The sequence below is a fragment of the Sphingobium cupriresistens LL01 genome, from assembly GCF_001046645.1.
Lineage (GTDB): Bacteria > Pseudomonadota > Alphaproteobacteria > Sphingomonadales > Sphingomonadaceae > Sphingobium > Sphingobium cupriresistens.
The window spans coordinates 18957-36193 of sequence record NZ_KQ130439.1 but is presented as its reverse complement, the minus strand read 5'-3'; the positions used below and the strand labels follow the sequence as shown (position 1 = coordinate 36193).

The window sequence follows — 17237 nt, the reverse complement described above, 5'->3', positions numbered from 1 at the left end:
TGAAAGGAGATGCAATGTTGGGTGAAGCTCTTCGCTTGATCCGAGTCTATCACGACCTCAAGCAGAAGCAGGCGGCTGAGCGGTTGGAGGTTTCGACGTCGTATCTGTCGGAAATCGAACGCGGCCTGAAGACGCCCACGCTGGACATCATCCAGCGCTATGCCACTGTCTTCGACATGCCTGTCTCGTCGATCATGTTCTTTTCGGAGAACCTCGATCAGAAGAGCACGCTCGACCAGGCACGGACCTTTGTCGCTGGCAAGGTGGTGAGCCTGCTTCAATTCCTCGAGGCTCGGTCCGGTCGGACCCATGCCGAATAAGACGGTCATCCCGCTCAATCAGTCGCAGCTCTATAAGCTCACGAGTCCGCGCCGCCTCGCTGACGTGCTCGGCCTTGCAGAAGCTGAGCTGCGGGCAATGGCGACCGGGCCGGATCGGTATCGGCAGTTTGAGATTGAGAAGAAGAGTGGCGGAAAACGTCCGGTTGAAGATCCGGTCGCGCCGCTCAAGCGTGTACAGGGCCGTATCGCCAAGATGCTGGCGCGGATCGAGCCGCCATCTTTTCTGTTCTGCCCGGTGAAGGGACGATGCTACGTCAGCAATGCCGCGCGCCATCGCGGCAACCGCGTCGTTCACTGCCTCGACATCAAGAAGTTCTTCCCCAACACGCCCCGTGTGCGGGTGATTGAAGCGCCCCGGGTTTCCAGGAGGCTCCAACTTGTGAGAAGGAGCATCCGTTATGAGCAAGACAACCAACAAATTTTCACCTGAAGTCCGCGAGCGGGCGGTTCGTATGGTGGTGGAGCAGCGGGCCGAGTACGGCTCGGAATGGGAAGTGATGAAGTCGATCGCGGCGAAGATCGGCTGCTCGCTGGAGACGCTGCGCCGGTGGTGCCGCGAGGAGGCGAGCCGACGAGCGGGGCCAGCGGCGCTGGCGGCGGATGACCGGGAACGCCTGAGATTGCTGGAGCGCGAAGTGAAGGAACTACGCCGGGCCAACGAGATTTTGCGCAAGGCATCTGCGTATTTTGCGATGGCGGAGCTCGACCGCCCCGGGAGATGATGATGGCGTTCATCGACGTCCATCGCGAGGATTTGGGTATCGAGCCGATCTGCCGGGAACTGGCAATCGCCCCATCCTCCTACCATGAACACGCCGCGCGTAGTGCCGATCCCGGCAGGCGTCCAGCACGTGCGCAGCGTGATGACGAGATCAGGGAGCAGATCAAGCGGGTCCATGAGGCCAGCTTCGGTCTCTATGGCGCACGCAAGGTCTGGCACCAGATGCGGCGTGAAGGCATCATGGTGGCGAAATGCACGGTGGAACGATTAATGCGCGCCATGGGGCTGGCAGGCGTCCGTCGTGGGAAGAAGACGATCACCACCATCAGCAACCCGAAGGCGCCGTGTCCGCTGGACAAGGTCAATCGGGCATTTCGCGTCAGCCGGCCAAACGCCCTGTGGGTCGTCGATTTCACCTACGTGCATACTTGGGCAGGCTTCGTCTATGTCGCCTTCGTGATTGATGCTTTTGCCCGGCGGATTGTCGGATGGAAGGTCAGCACGTCAGCCACTGCCAGCTTCGTTCTGGATGCCCTGGAGCAGGCGATTCATGCCCGCAGGCCAGATCCCGATGATGGACTGATCCACCATAGCGATAGGGGAGTTCAATATCTTGCGATGAACTATACCCAGCGCTTGGCCGAGGCCAAACTCGTCCCCTCGGTCGGTAGCGTAGGTGATTCCTACGACAACGCCTTAGCCGAGACGATCAACGGCCTTTACAAGGCCGAGGTCATCTGGCGGCAGCGATCATGGCCAAGCGTTTCGGCCGTGGAAATGGCAACGCTGCGCTGGGTCGATTGGTACAATAATCACCGGCTCTTCGGCCCTATCGGGCACATCCCGCCCGCTGAGGCCGAAGACAATTACTATGCAGCCCTCGAGAACCTCGATATGGCTGCATAGCCAAATGAAAACTGCCTCCTGAAAACCCGGGGCGCTTCAGATCGCGTTCTTCCAAAGCATCATGGGATGCCGCGCCGACGTTGCCGGCATTCTTGGTGATCTTTGCACGTTCGAGGGTCATTTGCCGACGGGCAGTCCCCTCAGCCCGATCCTGGCATATTATAGCTATCACGATATGTGGGCCGAGATCGCGGCGTTCTGCACGGCCAAGGGCTACACGCTGACGGTCTATGTCGATGACGTGACAATTTCCGGCGCGAAAGTGCCCGTAGCAGATGTTTGGCATGTGCGGCGCATGATCCACCGGACAGGGCTGCGCTATCACAAGCTCAAGCACTATGTGGATCGGCCAGCGGAGATCACGGGTGTCGTCGTTCGCGACGGGAAGGTCGTCGTGCCCAATCGCCAGCGCCTGAAGCACCGTAAGACGAGGTTGGCCCTCCAGCAGCCCGGCAGCGGCGATCAACGCCTGAAGGGCCGTCTGAGCGGCTTGGCGGGTCAAATGCGCCAGATAGATAGCATGAACGAACCAGGTTGATTGATGCCGGTTGCTGTGACCTTAGCAGGGTTTGCGGCTGACGATCGATCCCGCCTCAACACGCGCATACCCATATTCACGCTGATATTCGCGCGCGGCGGTCTCTACGTCGGTGCGCGAGGGGCCACCGGGAACGAAGCAGTTGATGTGGCGCTTGCCGCCATCTTGAGCATCGACGACCGGCTTTGACCACGGGTTGTCGTCCACCATCGGCCCCTCGACCGAAAAGACGCGCCTGTCGTGATCGGCAACAATAAGAACGAAAGGCTCTATCGGCATCACACCCTCGCAAAAGTCATCGCGACGCCATGTAGGTCTCGCGATAGGGGTGTGCCACGTGGCACACCTCGTGTTCATAGCCATTGCCCGTCGAGAGCGGCAGCATATTCGGCAGCAAGGGTAGCGGTCCCGGCGATCGTCGCGACGAGTGCAAACAGCACGAGCCGCGCAGGGATGCCAAGGCGCGGTCCGTCTTCCTTGGTGAAGACCACGGCGCTGCCGACCGCAGCAACCAAGATCAGCGCCGGACCCAGCTCGTATAGGACAAGGCCAGGAAGCCGATTGGGCAGGAGATAGGGGAAATTACGGATCAGGCGGCCGATCAGGACCGCGCCGGTAACAAGTGTGAGGGCCATCCCCCAGCGGCCGATCAATGCCGCTCTTGGCGATCCGCGTTCAAGCATTGTGCAGCCTATTTCTTGATCGTCCCTGTGCTACATCCCTGCGGCACCTGCGCCCTGCGAACAGCAAGCTGACGCATTCCCTCATAGTCCACGCCCCATAATCCTGCCCGCTGCGCTGCCGCCTTCTGCATCAGCTCGACATAGGCTCCACCGGAGAAAATGCGGTAGTCGACGGCATAGCCTTGGGCGACCATCGTTGCCCCCACGCTCGCCTTATTGGCGGGAAAACGACACGCCAGATTCAACCGCCCGTAGCTTTTCGGATCGGTGCGGCACTGCTTCTCCCGCCGCAGCGCATAGTCAAACATAGACACCGAGCAGTCCATTCCGCCGTCCCGGAGCGCCAGCCCGCGCAACGCCTCGCTGGAGATGGCCTTTAGCTGTGGCAGATCATCATCGGGCGCATCGATGCCGACGACGCGAACCCGTCCATTGGGAAAATCAATCGTATCCCCATCGATGATCCCGGGACTTGGCGAAGACAATCTTGTTTTCGAGACTTCGACGAGCGACTGCTTGTTCTGCGAGATTGCATAGGTTGCCACGATCAGGAACGTCGCCCCCATCGTCCATCGTTGGAACCGCGTCGCTCCAGGAAACAATTTCATAGCGAACGGATCTCGCGCAGCAGATCGTTCCAGTCGCCAGCATGGGGCGGTGGCTTGACGACGAGCTGGCGGCCGTTGGCCGCCAGATGCGGAGTGGCGCGCTCGATCGCGCGCGCTGCCTCGGCCCCATGCTGGCTATAGATGACGACGGTGTGCACGCTCTCCGGGATCGCAACAGCCTGATACCGTTCGATCCCGAGAACGGGCCATACAAAGCGGCCTGGCTCCAGCAGGTTCATCACGCTGGCGGCGTCCTCGACGCCTTCGGCGAGCCGCAAGATGCCGTCGAGCGGTACGCCACCCCAACGCACCGCGCCGACGCCGGGATTACCAAGCATTCGCTTGGGTTCGTCCATATCGGCTTTCCAGCGGCCATCAGGGCGCAGGAATGTGCGATGGATCGCGACGACGCCGGCGTCCTCCTCGATAGGGACAATAAGGGCAGGCGCAAAAGCCTTGGCGGCACCAGCACCGCATTGGCAGCGAGGGTCGAAACGAGCGTTGATCCCATCAGGAACGATCGACCGCCCCTCGCGCAGGTAGCGATCGGCCAGTGTGCCAGCGAAGGGTTCGGCGTGACGCCAGACCGCGAGCGCGAGCTTGTTGAGGTCCGTCTTGCTGTCCTGACGCTGCCCTGGGTCGTGATTGGCGGGCGCGAGGATCTTGCCTGTCCGTAACGCCGACATGATCGCGTCGGCCGTGCAACCGGCAAAACAATGGAAGAGAACGGCACGCTCGCCAACACGTATCGACAGGCTGGCCTTCCCATCTGCGTGCGCCGGGCACCGGCACATGGCGAAATCACCTTGCCACTTTCCGCCGAGTTGACGGACGATGCGGTCCGCCTGCTCCTCGATCGAAGCTGACTCACGTCGCGCCATCTATGGACACCTCCGTTACAGGACGCATAGTTGGTAGAGCGCGGGGGCAATGCGCGCCAGCGAAAACCAGTCAAATCGCTTTAGCAGGGTGGCAATGGAATTAGAACTCATACTGGAACGCGAGCTGACGACGCAACGCCCTCCAGGCGGGACGATGACTGACGTTCACGTCTGTCAGCACGAGTCTGGCAAGTGGCATATCAATGTCCGCGTGAGCTGGCGCGGCACCGCACTCTATCACGTCGGCCTCTATGATAAGAAACGTATCCGATTGTATAAAAAGGCTTCTTCGGCCATCCGACATATAGTGTTGGGGTATGGCTATGAAGGCGTGATTCACGTCCACCCGTTCGCGGGATTACAGGACGCAACTACATTCTGAGCCAAATCGGACCAATCTGCGAACCGTTCTCAAAGAGGGATGAAGCGAGCAACCGGGGCATTTTCGGACTAGCCCCCGCTCCAATAGCGATTTAGCCTTGTTCACCAGTGGAGTGAAAACATGGCTTATCGCTTGTTTACATCGCTCGCGGCTGCCGCCTCATGACGGCTTCGTTCGCCTCCGGTCCGGTTCGCGTCACCAGCACGCCGAACTGCAGGAACCTCCCGCGCGGCAGCCAACCGGGTCGGCTCAACTTCGCTCTTCATGCCGCCTATGGGGGGCGGGGAGCGGCACCCAAATCCCATTTGGAAAGTACGGCGCAGCCGGGCAGTCCCCTTGGGTCAAAGACATTGGAGCGGTAATGACGCTCCCCGCCGCGGTCATCATGGGTCTGGCAGCGCAATGCGCGCCGAGTGTGGCTCCAGCAACGATCGCGGCGATCGTTCAAACGGAAAGCCAAGGCTTCGAATGGGCGATCAACGTCAACGGTCTCGGTCGCAAGATCGTCCCGACAAGCCGTGAGCAGGCGGTGGCGCTCGCTCGTCACTATATCGGCAAGGGTCACTCGGTTGATCTCGGCCTTGGCCAGATCAACTCCCGCAACATGAAGGCCCTGGGTCTGACCTGGGACAATGTGTTCGATCCTTGCACGAACATCGCCGCTGCCGGAGCGGTTCTCTCGGGCAACTATCACAGCGTGCGCGCCGGACTTCACCCGCAGCGCGCGCTCCGCATCGCTTTATCGATGTACAATACGGGATCGCAGTCGCGTGGCTTTTCGAACGGCTATGTCGGGCGGGTAGTCGGCAATGCCGGCGTCTCGGACGGCATCCAGCCCGCCGCCGTTCGCATCGGTGAACCGATGCCCGCCACCGATACTAGCGCAGGGTCGAGCGCGGCTGCGCAGCTCGCCGCGCTGGTCGAGGAAAACACGTCCCCAGCAGGGCCGCCAAAGGCAATGCCCGCACCACCGCCGCCATCGTGGGACGTGTTCGCGAGGGCGGAATATGAGCGAGCACGGCTCGCCGAAGAAGGAGAAAACCGATGAATCTCGCATCTTTCGGTGGGCCGGCGCTTGCCCTTCGAACCCACGTCACCAAGCGGGTTGAGGCGATGACCCCGCGCCAGCGAAAAGCGTCGCGGGCGCTCTCAATGGCAAGCCTGGTGGCGCTGACATCGCTCGTCACAGCCGAACCAGCGTTCGCACAGACCAATTTGGAGAGCTTCGGCAATGCGGTCCTCGGTCTGCTGAGCAACGGGCTCCTGCGCATCGTTGCGATCCTTGCGCTGATTGCGGCGGGCTTCGGGTGGCTGACAGGTCGCGTCAACACAGGCGCGCTCGTCACGGTCATCATCGGTATCGCGATCATCTTCTCGGCGCCGTGGATCGTCGATCAGCTTCAGGGCTGATCCGTATGTGGGCGGGGTGCGAACAGCGCCTCGTCCACACCCGTTTCGTGTGGAGTGCGTAGCGTGGAGGAAGAACGGGAAGTAATGGCGCGCAACACGCTGTTCCTGGCGGTGACGCGCCCTGCGTTGTTTGCGGGCATCCCGATCGAGGCGGCCGTGGTGATCCTGCTGACCTCGGTCATTACGCTGATCGGGACGACAAACCCCGTTTACGGCCTTGTCGTCGCAGCGGTGATGTTCGGCATTTCGCGCCTCGTGGTGCGCCACGACGTCAACGCCTTCCGCCTCATCTTTCTCTGGGGCCGCACCAAAGCGGCCAATCGTAACCGCGTCTTCTGGGGCGGGTCGAGTTACACGCCGCTTCCCCTGAAAGGCATCAAGCGAAAGGGGTTTGGCCGCAATGGCTAGGGCCAATCGTCTGTCGGAACAGGTGCCGATGAAGGTCGCGCTCAAGGAAGTGATGCCGACCAAGTTCCTGCCCTATGCGCGGCACGTCACCGATGAGGTGGTGGTGCTCGATTCCGGGGCGATCATGCTGACGTTCGAGCTCCAGGGCCGAGCGTTCGAGACGGCTGACGTGCGCGATCTGAATGACTGGCACGCGAAGCTCAATGGGATGCTGCGCAACCTGCATGACGATCGCTTGTCGATCTGGACGCACCTCGTCCGCGCTCGGGTTGAGCAATATCCCGGCGGCAATTTCCGGTCCCGCTTCGCGCGGGATCTCGATGCCGCTTACTTCGCGCGGATGAACAAGGAGCGGTTGTTCATCAACCGCTTCTTCGTAACGCTGGCGTTGCGCCCATCGGTCCACGGTGCCGACAAGCTGGTGCAGCTCTTCAAGAACAAGGCGAGGGCCGAAGCCGAAACCGATGCGATCGACGCCGACCTACTGGAGGCGCTGGAGGACAAGGCGCGCGATTTCGAGAAGCTGATGGATCGCTGCTCGCCGCGCCGGCTCTCGATCTACGGACATAATGGCCTCAAGTTTTCTGAGACGATGGAAGTCGCGGAAATGGTGATGACGGGACGGCATCGCCGGGTTCCGATCATCCGGGGGCACCTCGGCAGCGCGCTCTATCGTCAACGCGTCGTCTTCGGCGGCGAGACGGTGGAGGTGCGCGATGCCGATCGCAGCGCTTTTGGCGGCATCTTCGGCATCAGGGAATACCCGGCGTCCACCACCCCCACGCAATTTCAATCTCTGCTGGCGGTCGATTTCGCGTTCGTGCTGACGCAATCCTTCACATTCCTCGGCCGTGCAGCGGCATCAGAGCGTTTTCGGCTGCGGCAAAAGCAGATGGAGAACGCCGATGATCGGGCCGTCAGCCAGATGCTCGATCTTGTCGACGCGGCGGACGATCTCATGTCCAACCGCTTTGTCCTGGGCGATCACCACTTCACGCTCGCGGTCTATTCCGACAGCCTCAAGAGCCTGCGCGACAACATGTCGATCGCCCGTGCAGCGCTGGCCGATACCGGCATGGTCGCGGCACGGGAAGGGGCGGCGCTGGAAGCCGCTTACTGGAGCCAGCTCGTCGGAAATTTCGCATGGCGCGCGAGGCCGGCGCCGATCACGTCGCTGAACTTCGCGGCGTTCTCGCCCTTCCATACCTATCCCGCTGGCCTCGCCACGGGGAACCATTGGGGGGACGCGATCGCGCTGATGAAGACGAGCGCACGCAGCCCCTACTTCTTCAGCTTTCACAAGCGCGACATTGGCCACACGCTGATCGTTGGCCCGACCGGGGGCGGCAAGACGGTCATCGTCAATTTCCTGATGGCGCAGGCCGAGAAAACGGGCGCGCGTCAGATTTTCGTCGACAAGGACCGCGGTGCGCAGATTTTCGTGCTGGCTTCGGGTGGCACCTATCTGACGCTCGAGAACGGCAAGCCCACCGGCTTCGCGCCGCTCAAGGCGCTCGAGAACAAGCCGGAGGATCGCGCCTGGCTGTCGCTGTGGGTGCGCCAGCTCGTTCGCGCCGAAAGTCGCCCGATCACTGTTCAGGAAGAGCGGATGATCGATGAAGGGATCGCCGCAGTGATGCGGCTTCCGCGAGAGGATCGTTCGCTCGATGCGCTGCGCACGATGCTCGGCATGGCGGACGCAGGCGGTATTGGCGCTCGGCTCGAGAAGTGGACCTCGCGCGGGTCGATGGGGTGGGTGTTCGATAACGCGGCGGACGAAATGACGCTCGATGCCCGATTCATCGGGTTCGACATGACGGACTTCCTCGACAACGCCGACGTCCGCACGCCGCTGATGCTCTACCTGTTCCACCGCATCGACAAGCTGCTGACCGGCGAGCGCACGATCATCGCCGTCGACGAGTTCTGGAAGGCACTTGGCGACGATGCGTTCCGGAGCTTCGCGCAGGATGGCTTGAAGACATACCGGAAGCGCAACGCGATGATGGTGTTTGCCACGCAGTCGCCGGCGGACGCGCTCAAGAGCGATATTGCCCACTCGATCCTCGAACAGGTCGCGACCCAGGTTATGCTTCCCAATCCAAAGGGTGCGCGTCGCGACTATGTTGACGGGTTCTCCCTCACCGACGCGGAATATCAGCTCATCCGCGAGGAGTTGTCGCCGGAATCGCGCAAATTCCTCGTGAAGCAGGGTCATGACAGCGTTGTGGTCGAGCTGGATCTGACAGGCCTCGATGACGAGCTGTCGGTGCTGTCGGGACGCGCCGAAACAACACCGATCGCCGTGCAGGCCGCAGCCGAATTTGGCCCCGATCCCGCCAATTGGCTCCCCGTATTCCACCAACGTCGTCGTCCAAGCTGAAGGAGAAGGGACATGCGTAGATTGAAGTTCGTCACCCTCGCACTGTCGGGATCAGCGCTCCTGTCTGCTGGTGCGGCACATGCGCAATTCGGTGGCATTGTTCATGACCCAACGGCCTTCGCCAGGCAGCTTCAGGAGTTGAACGAGGCCCGGAAAGTCGTCCAGCAAAGCGCGCAACAGCTCGATGAAGCACGGGCGCTGTACCGCGACCTCAATAAAATGACGGACATCGGCAACGTCGCGAACCAGCTCAAGAACGACGTGCTGCGCACCAGTAACGTGTCATCCAGCAGCCTTGATGGCTACACCAGTGGCGATCTGAACGTCGTCGGCGGCCTGCGGGGCAAGGCGAACGACGTTTATCAGGATCTTCTCGGGCGCGGATCGCCCACGATGACGCCCGAGCAGCGCGCCGCCTATGAACAAGGCTCGCGGGAAGCTGCGGTGACAACTGGCCTTGCGGGTAATGTCGGCGATGCCGTGACAAGCCGGCGTCAGGGCCTCGAAGAGCTGCGGGGTCGGCTCAACAGCTCAACCTCGGCGGCCGAACGCGCCGACATGTCGGCGCGGCTCCAATTGGAGCAGGCGCAGATGATGAACGATCAGATGGGCCTTCAGGCGATCGAGTTGCAGCGCCGGGCAAAAGCAGAGGCAAATTACCAGCGCAGCCTGGCATCAAACAGAGCGGAGATCGACAAGCTTCGGACTGAGGCTGGGGTCAATCCGTGACCAAGGGCCTCTGCCTGGCCGGGCTGCTGCTGACGCTGGCGGCATGTGGAACGAAGGAATCCAAGTCGGATGAAAGCAACCTTCGGTCCGACATGCCGCTGCGCAGTGCCAAGTACTTCATGCAGAACAAAGACGAGCTAACCGAAGTAGATACCATATGCACTGCGTGGAAGGCTTCACAACGTCCACCGCTGTCATGGCCCGCCGTTGTCGTTAACAACTGCAACAACGTCGATACTGCCAAGACACTACTTCTTAACAAGAATGAGACTGACAAGCTTCGTCGAGAGGCTGGCATCTAATTGACGTAACAATTTCCGGGGTCGTGTAATGGGCTTCAATATCTATACCGAGATGTTCGATCAGCTCAGCGCTGCTCTGGCAGGCGTCATTGCCACCTATGCCGGCGTTATAGGTTGGATCTCCGGCCCGTTACGGGTGGGAGTTACGATCTACATCATCCTTTTGGGCTTCGCTATCCTACGGGGCGCTGTGGAATACCCCTTCCGCGAGTTCGTCTATCGCGGAATGAAACTAGCTGCGCTCGTTTTTGCCGTAACGACGCTTTATGGCGCTTCGGTTGGCTTGCTCGCAATGAACGGGCTACCAAGAGAAGTCGCGAATGCTGTCGGCGCCCAAGACGTAAACGGTCTAGGCGGCTTTTTTGATGGCATTTTGAAGGGCGCAGTCCGCGCTATAGCCAACATCAAAGAGATCGTTGCAGCGCATACAGCCGAGGAAGGCGAGAACCTTGTAGGCATCCCGAATAATTGGGATGAGATCATCGTTAGCGAAATTATCAATGTCGTCATTATGTTGGCGGCTTTGCTGGCGTCTGCACTTGGGTTTGCCATCTGCGCCTTTGCGCTCTTCGCGCTATCTTTGCTTGCTGCCGTTGGGCCTCTTTTTGTAGCCGCCCTTCTTTTCGATTCGACCCGACCATTCTTCTTCCAGTGGCTCGGGAGCATTGTGAATTATGTCATTCTCGTAGCGTTCGCGCTGCTCGTAACGGTATTCATAGCGAACGCAGCAGACGCGTTTATCGACGCTATCACGCAGGATGACTCGCTGATCCTCGCGGCGGTTAAAGCCCTTGGGTTCTACGCGCTGGGCTTCTTCTTCTTCCTCCAAATACCAGGAATGGCTGCAGGTTTGGGCGGCGGCGGCGCATCACTCGCTTCACAGTTTGCCAACGCCGCAACCGGGGGAATAGCGCCGATGATTGGCCGTGCCTGGTCCAACGCTCCGCAGCGAGCGGTGAACCGCTGGCAAGCCAATCGTGCCCGTCGCGCTGAGGCGCGAGCCGCAGGCGGCACCCTCTACAACAACAGCTAATCGGAGATCCGACATGAAGCTCGGTGCAGCACTAGCCATCCTTGCCCTCGCGGCTCTCACTCCCTCGGCTCCGGCGAGCGCTGCGAAAGACGAGAAGCTGCCTCGGTGCAGCGGTCGGCAAAAGCGACCTGCCAACCTCTATGGGACCGTTCTCCCGTCGATCCCGCCGCGAAACGCTACCTCGGCTGCTCCCGCTGATGGTGTGCCACGTGGCACACCCCCATCGCAATCGGCTCCGGCTACCAACCTCTTCCCGGCCGACGGCGCGGCGTCCGCTCCAGAGGGAGCGGACGCTTCGCGAACAGGCAAGGTGCCGGCAATCGGCGCTCTCACACCAAATGGTAGTCCGACCGCCGCGCTCTCAATCTCATATGCGAGCTGCTGACATGGCTATTGGCGTCAAAGACAAAGACGAGGATCTGAAGGCATATTTCGCGGAAGCGGAAAGCTGGGACCGCGACAGGTTCGTGGCAGCGGTTCGCTCGCGCCGTGTCGCGTGGATCGTCGCCATCGTCGCCATCGTGTTCGCCGCGATCTGCGCGGCTGCCGTGCTGGCGCTCTCGCCGCTCAAAACGGTGGTGCCCTATGTTGTCACCGTCGATCGCTCGACGGGTGCAACCGAAGTCACGCAGGAGCTGCGCGGCGACAAGACGATCACTTATGACGAGGCGATCCGGAAGTATTTCCTCGCCGATTATGTTCGCGCTCGCGAAGGGTGGATTCCGCAGGCCAGGGAAGAGTTCTTCCGCAAGGTGCTGGCGCTGTCGACACGGGAGGAACAAACCCGCTGGACCGCCTTCTACAAGAAAGACAATCCGGACTCCCCGCAAAACCAGTTTACCGCCAGTGACGCGGTTTTCGTGGCGATCCGCTCGGTTGCGTTCATCTCGCCCAACGTCGCGCAAGTCCGCTTCATCAAGCGCCTCCAGCGCGACCAGCAGGTGATTGAGACGCCTGCCATCGCAACCATCACTTTTGACGTGCTGTCGAAGCCGGAAACAGAATCCGGTCGATACGCCAATCCGCTCGGGTTTCAGGTCAAGACATACCGGGCCGACGTGGAGGTTCCGACACGATGAAGACCATCCTGCTTCTGGCCGCGGCGATCGGCGCCATGTCGGCAGCGCCGGCGATGGCGCAGACGCCTACGCAGCGCGGTCCTGATGCTCGTATCCGCGAGGTCAATTACACCGATGGAAACGTGATCCAGATCCGGAGCGCGTTCCGCACAGCGACACAGATTGAGTTCGCACCCGGCGAGGTCATCAAGTTCGTGGCGATGGGTGACACCGTGTCGTGGGAGGTCGCCCCGGCTGACAATTCGCTGTTCGTGAAGCCTCGCGAGCGCGCTGGTGCTACCAACCTCATCGTTGTGACGGACTTCCAAGGCACCAAGCGCAACTACACCTTTGAGCTGTCGACCGTCGCTGCGGCGCGCTCTCCAGGCACATTCTTCAAGGTGCGGCTCCGTTACCCTGAATATGAGGCGGCGCAGGCCCGTTTGGCACAACAGCGCGCGCAACTCGCGACGGTCTTGGATGCGCAGAATAAGGCCACGAGGATCGCGCTCGATATGGGTGTTCTCGAAGGGACACGGAACCTCAATTACAAGGTGCAGGGCGCATCAGCGCTGCAACCATCGGAAGTCAGCGACAACGGGCAATTCACCGTGATGCGCTTCCCCAACCAGCGCGAAATTCCTGCCATCTTCACCGTCAATCCCGACGGCAGTGAAGCCACAGCCTCCTTCGACGTGCGCGACGAGTTCGTCGTCATTCATGGCGTCTACAAGGAGCTGCGCCTGCGCCGGGGGAAGGTGGTGCTGTGCATCTACAACGAAAGCCCGAGCTTCTACGGTCGCGATCCCAAGACGGATACGGCGTCGGAAGCTGTCGAGCGCACGACGGAGAACTGACGTGTCCGATAAGAGATTCGACGTCGATGCGACGCCTGACGTGAACGAGATTGACCGCACCCCTGCCGCCGATCGCCCGAACCGCATCCCTTCGCTCAACACCGTCCAGTGGGACAACAAGAAGATGGTCGTCGGCGCGGCCCTAGCCGGCGCGATCGTGTTTGGCGTGCTGTCGCTCGTTTCCGGGTCTGGCAGCGACAACAAGGCGCTTGAAGCGAGGAAGGCCCCTCCCCCGGCAGCGGAGGCGCCCTACGACCCAAATTCTGTCATTGCGCCGACACTCGCCACTGCGCCTCGCGATCCGAATGCGCCCGTCCAGCTCACAGGCGAGCAGGTGCCGGCGATCGGGCCCGATGGTCAGCCAATCACACCCTACGGATCGGCGGGAGGGCAGCAGGGCCGTGGTGTCAGCGAGGCGGAGCGGCGTGCGAACGAAGCGCGTGAGCTGCGCGACAATGCCCGGCGATCGACGCTGATCGCGTACAACGGGGACCAGGGGGTCAGACGCGCGATCGGCGACGTCGCCAGCGCTGGTGCCGGGAACGCGCAAGGTGACGCTGGGACCGCTCCTTCGCGGACCAACCTGGACAATCTCAAGCAAACCTCGGCTATCGGCACCGCTACAGCGCGCATGATCGGCGACCGCAACTATCTGGTCACTGCGGGAGCCATCCTCCCTTGCACGCTGCAAACGGCTATGGACAGCACCGTACCGGGCTATGCGACCTGCATCATCCCTCGCGATGTCTACTCCGATAATGGCCGCGTCGTGCTGCTTGAGAAGGGCACCCGCGTTTTCGGCGAGTATCAGGGCGGCCTTCAGCGCGGCCAAAATCGCCTGTTCGCGATGTGGACGCGCGCCGTCACGCCACGCGGCGTAGCGATCGACATAGGCTCGCCGGCCTCTGACCCGCTGGGTCGTGCCGGCGTCACTGGCAAGATTGATCGGTTCTTCTGGCAGCGGTTTGGTGCCGCGATGCTGTTCAGCGTCCTCGACGCGGGCGGCCAGATCGCAGGCCAGGCCGTCAGCCCACAGGGCTCGACGGTTTTCCGCACTCCCGGTGATTCAACGTCGCAAATCCTTCAGGACACGCAGAACATCCGCCCGATCGTGCGCGTCAACCAAGGGACCGAGCTGGCAATCACCGTCGCCAAGGATTTCGATTTCTCGCAAGTTTATGGACTGGGGCTCAAATGAACGCGCCGTTCCGCAATACGGCGATCCTCGATCATGCTGTTCGGCCGCTGCGGCAATATCTCGATGACGATGGCGTGACCGAAGTCGTCATCAATGAGCCGACTATCGTCGGTGTCGAGCGGCATGGTGGCTGGACCTGGGAGCGGGAAGCGGGATTGACCCTCGACGCCCTCAACGAACTAGCCCGGGCAGCCGCGGCTTTCACTTCACAGGATGTGACGCGCGAAAATCCTATCTGCTCGACGATCTTTCCAACCGGCGAGCGGGTCCAGCTCGTCCTTCCACCCGTCGTGCCCGATGGCACCGTGTCGATCACCGTGCGCAAGCCGTCGACCAAGACAATGACGATGGCCGATTTCGAGGCCAGCGGCCTGTTCTCGGAAACGAAGGTCGCCACAAAGCGGGTCAGCCCCGTCGAGGAAAAATTGCTCGGCCTGCTTCATGCGGGACGGCACATCGAATTTTTCGAGTTGGCGGTGCAAAGCCGGCTCAACATCCTGATCTCCGGTGCCACAGGCTCGGGCAAGACGACGTTCTCCAAGGGGCTCATCAAGCTAATCCCGGAGAATGAAAGACTGCTGACGATCGAGGATACGCGCGAGCTGGTGGTGCCTCACCAGAACGTCGTCCACATGATCTACAGCAAGGACGGCACCGGCACCGCCAAGGTCTCGGCCAAGGAGCTGCTGGAAAGCGCCCTACGGATGCGACCCGACCGCATTCTTCTTCAAGAGCTGCGCGATGGGACCGCATTTTTCTACCTGCGCAACGTCAATAGCGGTCATCCCGGCTCGATTACGACGATCCACGCGGATTCGGCCGAACTGGCCTTCGAGCAACTGACGCTGTTGGTGAAGGAAAGCGAAGGCGGCGCAGACCTGGCGCGTGAGGACATACGCTCGCTGCTCAAGATCCTCGTCGACGTCGTGGTGCAGATGAAGAAGGTCGATGGGAAGTTCCGGATGACCGAGATCTACTACGATCCGGCAGGGCGTCATGCAGCCTAAAAGGGGCGCCATTCTCGCCCTCGGCATTCCGGTCGGGATCGTCGTGGCCTTCCTCATCACGTCGGTCATCGCCTGGATCTACCTGGGCCTCCCCAGCGCCAAGTTCGACATTTTCAAGATGCCGGGGTTCTTCTGGTATTATCGGCACGATCCCGTGGTGCTGAAAGCGCTCGCCGGAGGTGCATTGGTCGGCTTCATCATCGCCGGCCTCATGCTGTGGTGGGTCGCAAAGCGGAAGCCACCTCTCCACGGGGCTGCCCGCTTCGCCAAAGATAGCGAGATCCGTCGCGCCGGTTTCCGCGCAAATGACGGGATTGTCCTGGGAAAGAAGGGCGGGAAGTTCCTGACCTTCGGCGGCAATGAGCACTGTATCGTTGAGGCCCCTACCCGCTCGGGCAAAGGGGTCGGCATCGTCATCCCGAACCTGTTGTCATGGCAGGAGTCGGTCGTCGTCCTCGATGTGAAGCGTGAGAATTGGGAAGCCACGGCGGGTTTTCGCCAGAAATACGGCCAGGCCGTTTACCTGTTCAATCCGACCGATCCGGAAGGCCGAACCGCCCGTTATAATCCGCTCGGCTACATCGACCGCACCGATCCTGACCAAGTGGTGATCGAGCTGCAGAAGATCGCCACGATGCTGTTCGTGCCCCCCGAGCGCGGAGAGCCATTCTGGACGGATTCGGCGCGAACCGCCTTTGTCGGCGTCGGGGCCTATCTTGCGGTCGCCGATCAGCCTTTCACCATCGGCGCCATCTACCGGTTGATGACGACGGGCGACACGCGCGGGTTTTTCCGCCGCGTTCTCGAAGATCGCTCGCTCGATCTATCGCAAGGGTGCCGGAATGCGCTCGCTGACTTCACATCGGGGGCAGACAACACCTTTGCCGGCATCGTCCAGACCGTCACGTCCAAGCTCAGTCTGTGGCTCAATCCCCGCGTTGATGCGGCGACGGAAGAATGCGACTTCGATTTGCGCGAGCTGCGCACCAAGCGCATGTCGATCTATCTGGGCGTCTCCCCTGACGAACTGGATCGGGTGGCGCCGCTCTACAACCTCCTGTTTCAGCAACTCGTCGACCTGAACGTGCGTGACCTCCCTGACGAGAAGACGCCGCTAAAGATCCTCGTCATCCTGGACGAATTTGCGCGGATAGGGCGGGCGCAGGTGATTGCGAGCGCCTTTTCCTATGTGGCGGGCTACGGCATTCGGCTCTTGCCCGTCATCCAGTCCCGCTCTCAACTTCGCGCTGTCTATGGTGAGCACGTGGCGAATGAGATCGTCGCCAACTGCGGCGTCGAGGTCGCCTTCACGCCGAAAGAGCTGCGCGTGGCGAACGAGCTTTCCGAACGGATCGGCTATATCGGGCAGGAATCGATCACCAAGTCGCTCACGATCCACGGCGTTCTGGCGAACCGCTCCAAATCCATGTCGGATCAGCGCCGCGCCCTCCTGCTTCCGCAGGAGTTGATGCAATTCCCCGACACCGAATTACTCCTTTTGCGGGGCGGCATACCACCCATCCACGGGGACAAAATTCGCTACTACGCGGATGGCCTCTTTCGCGCGCGCGTGGAGGCAGCGCCGCAAGTGGCTCCGATCCCGCGCGTAGTGCGTGATGACGAGGATCTTCCCGACTGTGTGCTGCCGACATTCGATCAGCTCACGGACCCCGATCCATTCACCTTCGCGATGGATTGCGTCGTCACCCAGGATCATCCCGACATGCTCATCGACGTGTCGGCCGAGCAAAGTGGCAATGAGGTCATTGGTGTAATCGAACAGGAGCGCTGA

Annotated in this window: 21 protein-coding genes and 1 other annotated feature; of the genes, 17 read left to right on the top strand and 4 right to left on the bottom strand. The window is 61.1% G+C overall.

The window, feature by feature from the left end; all coding sequences use genetic code 11:
- The first annotated feature begins 14 nt into the window (after positions 1–14).
- The 4 genes from V473_RS21025 (at position 15) to V473_RS21005 (ending at position 2506) form a co-directional block, all read left to right on the top strand.
- Positions 15–320 carry a helix-turn-helix transcriptional regulator gene (locus V473_RS21025; RefSeq protein WP_019368207.1) on the top strand — a complete coding sequence of 102 codons (306 nt, stop codon included), beginning with the start codon at positions 15–17 and terminating at the stop codon, positions 318–320.
- Positions 310–771, top strand: a complete 462-nt coding sequence (locus V473_RS21020; protein ID WP_244884584.1) for an RNA-dependent RNA polymerase family protein — start codon at positions 310–312, stop codon at positions 769–771. The genes V473_RS21025 and V473_RS21020 overlap by 11 nt, the downstream gene beginning before the upstream one ends.
- Positions 740–1968, top strand: a protein-coding gene (locus tag V473_RS21010) for an IS3 family transposase (protein WP_096064161.1) whose coding sequence is annotated in 2 segments (ribosomal slippage) — positions 740–1028 and positions 1028–1968 — 1230 coding nt in all. Because the reading frame shifts where the segments join, the coding sequence is not laid out codon by codon here. The genes V473_RS21020 and V473_RS21010 overlap by 32 nt, the downstream gene beginning before the upstream one ends.
- Positions 1021–1135: a sequence feature (AL1L pseudoknot), on the top strand. Its footprint overlaps the gene before it by 115 nt.
- A 175-nt stretch (positions 1969–2143) precedes the next feature.
- Positions 2144–2506, top strand: coding sequence for an RNA-dependent RNA polymerase family protein (locus tag V473_RS21005; RefSeq protein WP_244884583.1), 363 nt, complete (start codon positions 2144–2146; stop codon positions 2504–2506).
- Between the two features lie 21 nt (positions 2507–2527).
- Here V473_RS21005 and V473_RS21000 read toward each other — a convergent pair whose 3' ends face one another.
- The 4 genes from V473_RS21000 to V473_RS20985 form a co-directional block, all read right to left on the bottom strand.
- Positions 2528–2716: a hypothetical protein gene (locus V473_RS21000; protein WP_017503474.1), complete on the bottom strand. Its 189-nt coding sequence runs from the start codon at positions 2714–2716 to the stop codon at positions 2528–2530.
- A gap of 143 nt (positions 2717–2859) precedes the next feature.
- On the bottom strand, positions 2860–3141 hold the full coding sequence (locus tag V473_RS20995; protein WP_017503475.1) for a hypothetical protein: 282 nt from the start codon (positions 3139–3141) through the stop codon (positions 2860–2862).
- 56 nt (positions 3142–3197) lie between these two features.
- Positions 3198–3755, bottom strand: coding sequence for a thermonuclease family protein (locus V473_RS20990; protein WP_019368210.1), 558 nt, complete (start codon positions 3753–3755; stop codon positions 3198–3200).
- Between the two features lie 38 nt (positions 3756–3793).
- Positions 3794–4678: a DUF7146 domain-containing protein gene (locus V473_RS20985; RefSeq protein WP_026008893.1), complete on the bottom strand. Its 885-nt coding sequence runs from the start codon at positions 4676–4678 to the stop codon at positions 3794–3796.
- Positions 4679–4772: 94 nt separating this feature from the next.
- On the opposite strand from V473_RS20985, the gene V473_RS23735 reads away from it, so the two are divergent.
- The 13 genes from V473_RS23735 to V473_RS20920 all read left to right on the top strand — a co-directional run bounded on the left by V473_RS23735 (position 4773) and on the right by V473_RS20920 (position 17237).
- Positions 4773–5060 carry a hypothetical protein gene (locus V473_RS23735; protein ID WP_125977908.1) on the top strand — a complete coding sequence of 96 codons (288 nt, stop codon included), beginning with the start codon at positions 4773–4775 and terminating at the stop codon, positions 5058–5060.
- Between the two features lie 361 nt (positions 5061–5421).
- A complete protein-coding gene (locus tag V473_RS20975) occupies positions 5422–6108 on the top strand; it encodes a lytic transglycosylase domain-containing protein (RefSeq protein WP_019368214.1) in 687 nt (228 codons plus the stop codon).
- Positions 6105–6470, top strand: a complete 366-nt coding sequence (locus V473_RS20970) for a TrbC/VirB2 family protein (RefSeq protein ID WP_125977902.1) — start codon at positions 6105–6107, stop codon at positions 6468–6470. Before V473_RS20975 ends, V473_RS20970 begins: the two co-directional genes overlap by 4 nt.
- A gap of 63 nt (positions 6471–6533) precedes the next feature.
- Entirely contained in the window at positions 6534–6878 is a 345-nt protein-coding gene (locus tag V473_RS20965; protein ID WP_019368216.1) for a VirB3 family type IV secretion system protein, read from the top strand.
- Positions 6879–6906: 28 nt separating this feature from the next.
- Positions 6907–9261: a VirB4 family type IV secretion/conjugal transfer ATPase gene (locus V473_RS20960; RefSeq protein WP_125977904.1), complete on the top strand. Its 2355-nt coding sequence runs from the start codon at positions 6907–6909 to the stop codon at positions 9259–9261.
- 12 nt (positions 9262–9273) lie between these two features.
- Positions 9274–9990 carry a type IV secretion system protein gene (locus V473_RS20955; protein WP_026008894.1) on the top strand — a complete coding sequence of 239 codons (717 nt, stop codon included), beginning with the start codon at positions 9274–9276 and terminating at the stop codon, positions 9988–9990.
- Entirely contained in the window at positions 9987–10292 is a 306-nt protein-coding gene (locus tag V473_RS20950; protein ID WP_026008895.1) for a hypothetical protein, read from the top strand. Before V473_RS20955 ends, V473_RS20950 begins: the two co-directional genes overlap by 4 nt.
- Positions 10293–10320: 28 nt before the next feature.
- Positions 10321–11325: a type IV secretion system protein gene (locus tag V473_RS20945; protein WP_019368219.1), complete on the top strand. Its 1005-nt coding sequence runs from the start codon at positions 10321–10323 to the stop codon at positions 11323–11325.
- A 386-nt stretch (positions 11326–11711) separates the two neighbouring features.
- On the top strand, positions 11712–12404 hold the full coding sequence (locus tag V473_RS20940) for a VirB8 family type IV secretion system protein (protein WP_019368220.1): 693 nt from the start codon (positions 11712–11714) through the stop codon (positions 12402–12404).
- Complete coding sequence (locus tag V473_RS20935; protein ID WP_019368221.1) at positions 12401–13240, top strand: TrbG/VirB9 family P-type conjugative transfer protein; 840 nt, start codon at positions 12401–12403, stop codon at positions 13238–13240. Before V473_RS20940 ends, V473_RS20935 begins: the two co-directional genes overlap by 4 nt.
- 1 nt (position 13241) lies before the next feature.
- The gene (gene virB10 / locus V473_RS20930; RefSeq protein ID WP_026008896.1) at positions 13242–14438 is read left to right on the top strand and encodes a type IV secretion system protein VirB10; all 1197 of its coding nucleotides are present in this window, start codon (positions 13242–13244) and stop codon (positions 14436–14438) included.
- On the top strand, positions 14435–15445 hold the full coding sequence (gene virB11, locus V473_RS20925) for a P-type DNA transfer ATPase VirB11 (RefSeq protein WP_019368223.1): 1011 nt from the start codon (positions 14435–14437) through the stop codon (positions 15443–15445). The genes virB10 and virB11 overlap by 4 nt, the downstream gene beginning before the upstream one ends.
- Positions 15435–17237 carry a type IV secretory system conjugative DNA transfer family protein gene (locus V473_RS20920; RefSeq protein ID WP_019368224.1) on the top strand — a complete coding sequence of 601 codons (1803 nt, stop codon included), beginning with the start codon at positions 15435–15437 and terminating at the stop codon, positions 17235–17237. Before virB11 ends, V473_RS20920 begins: the two co-directional genes overlap by 11 nt.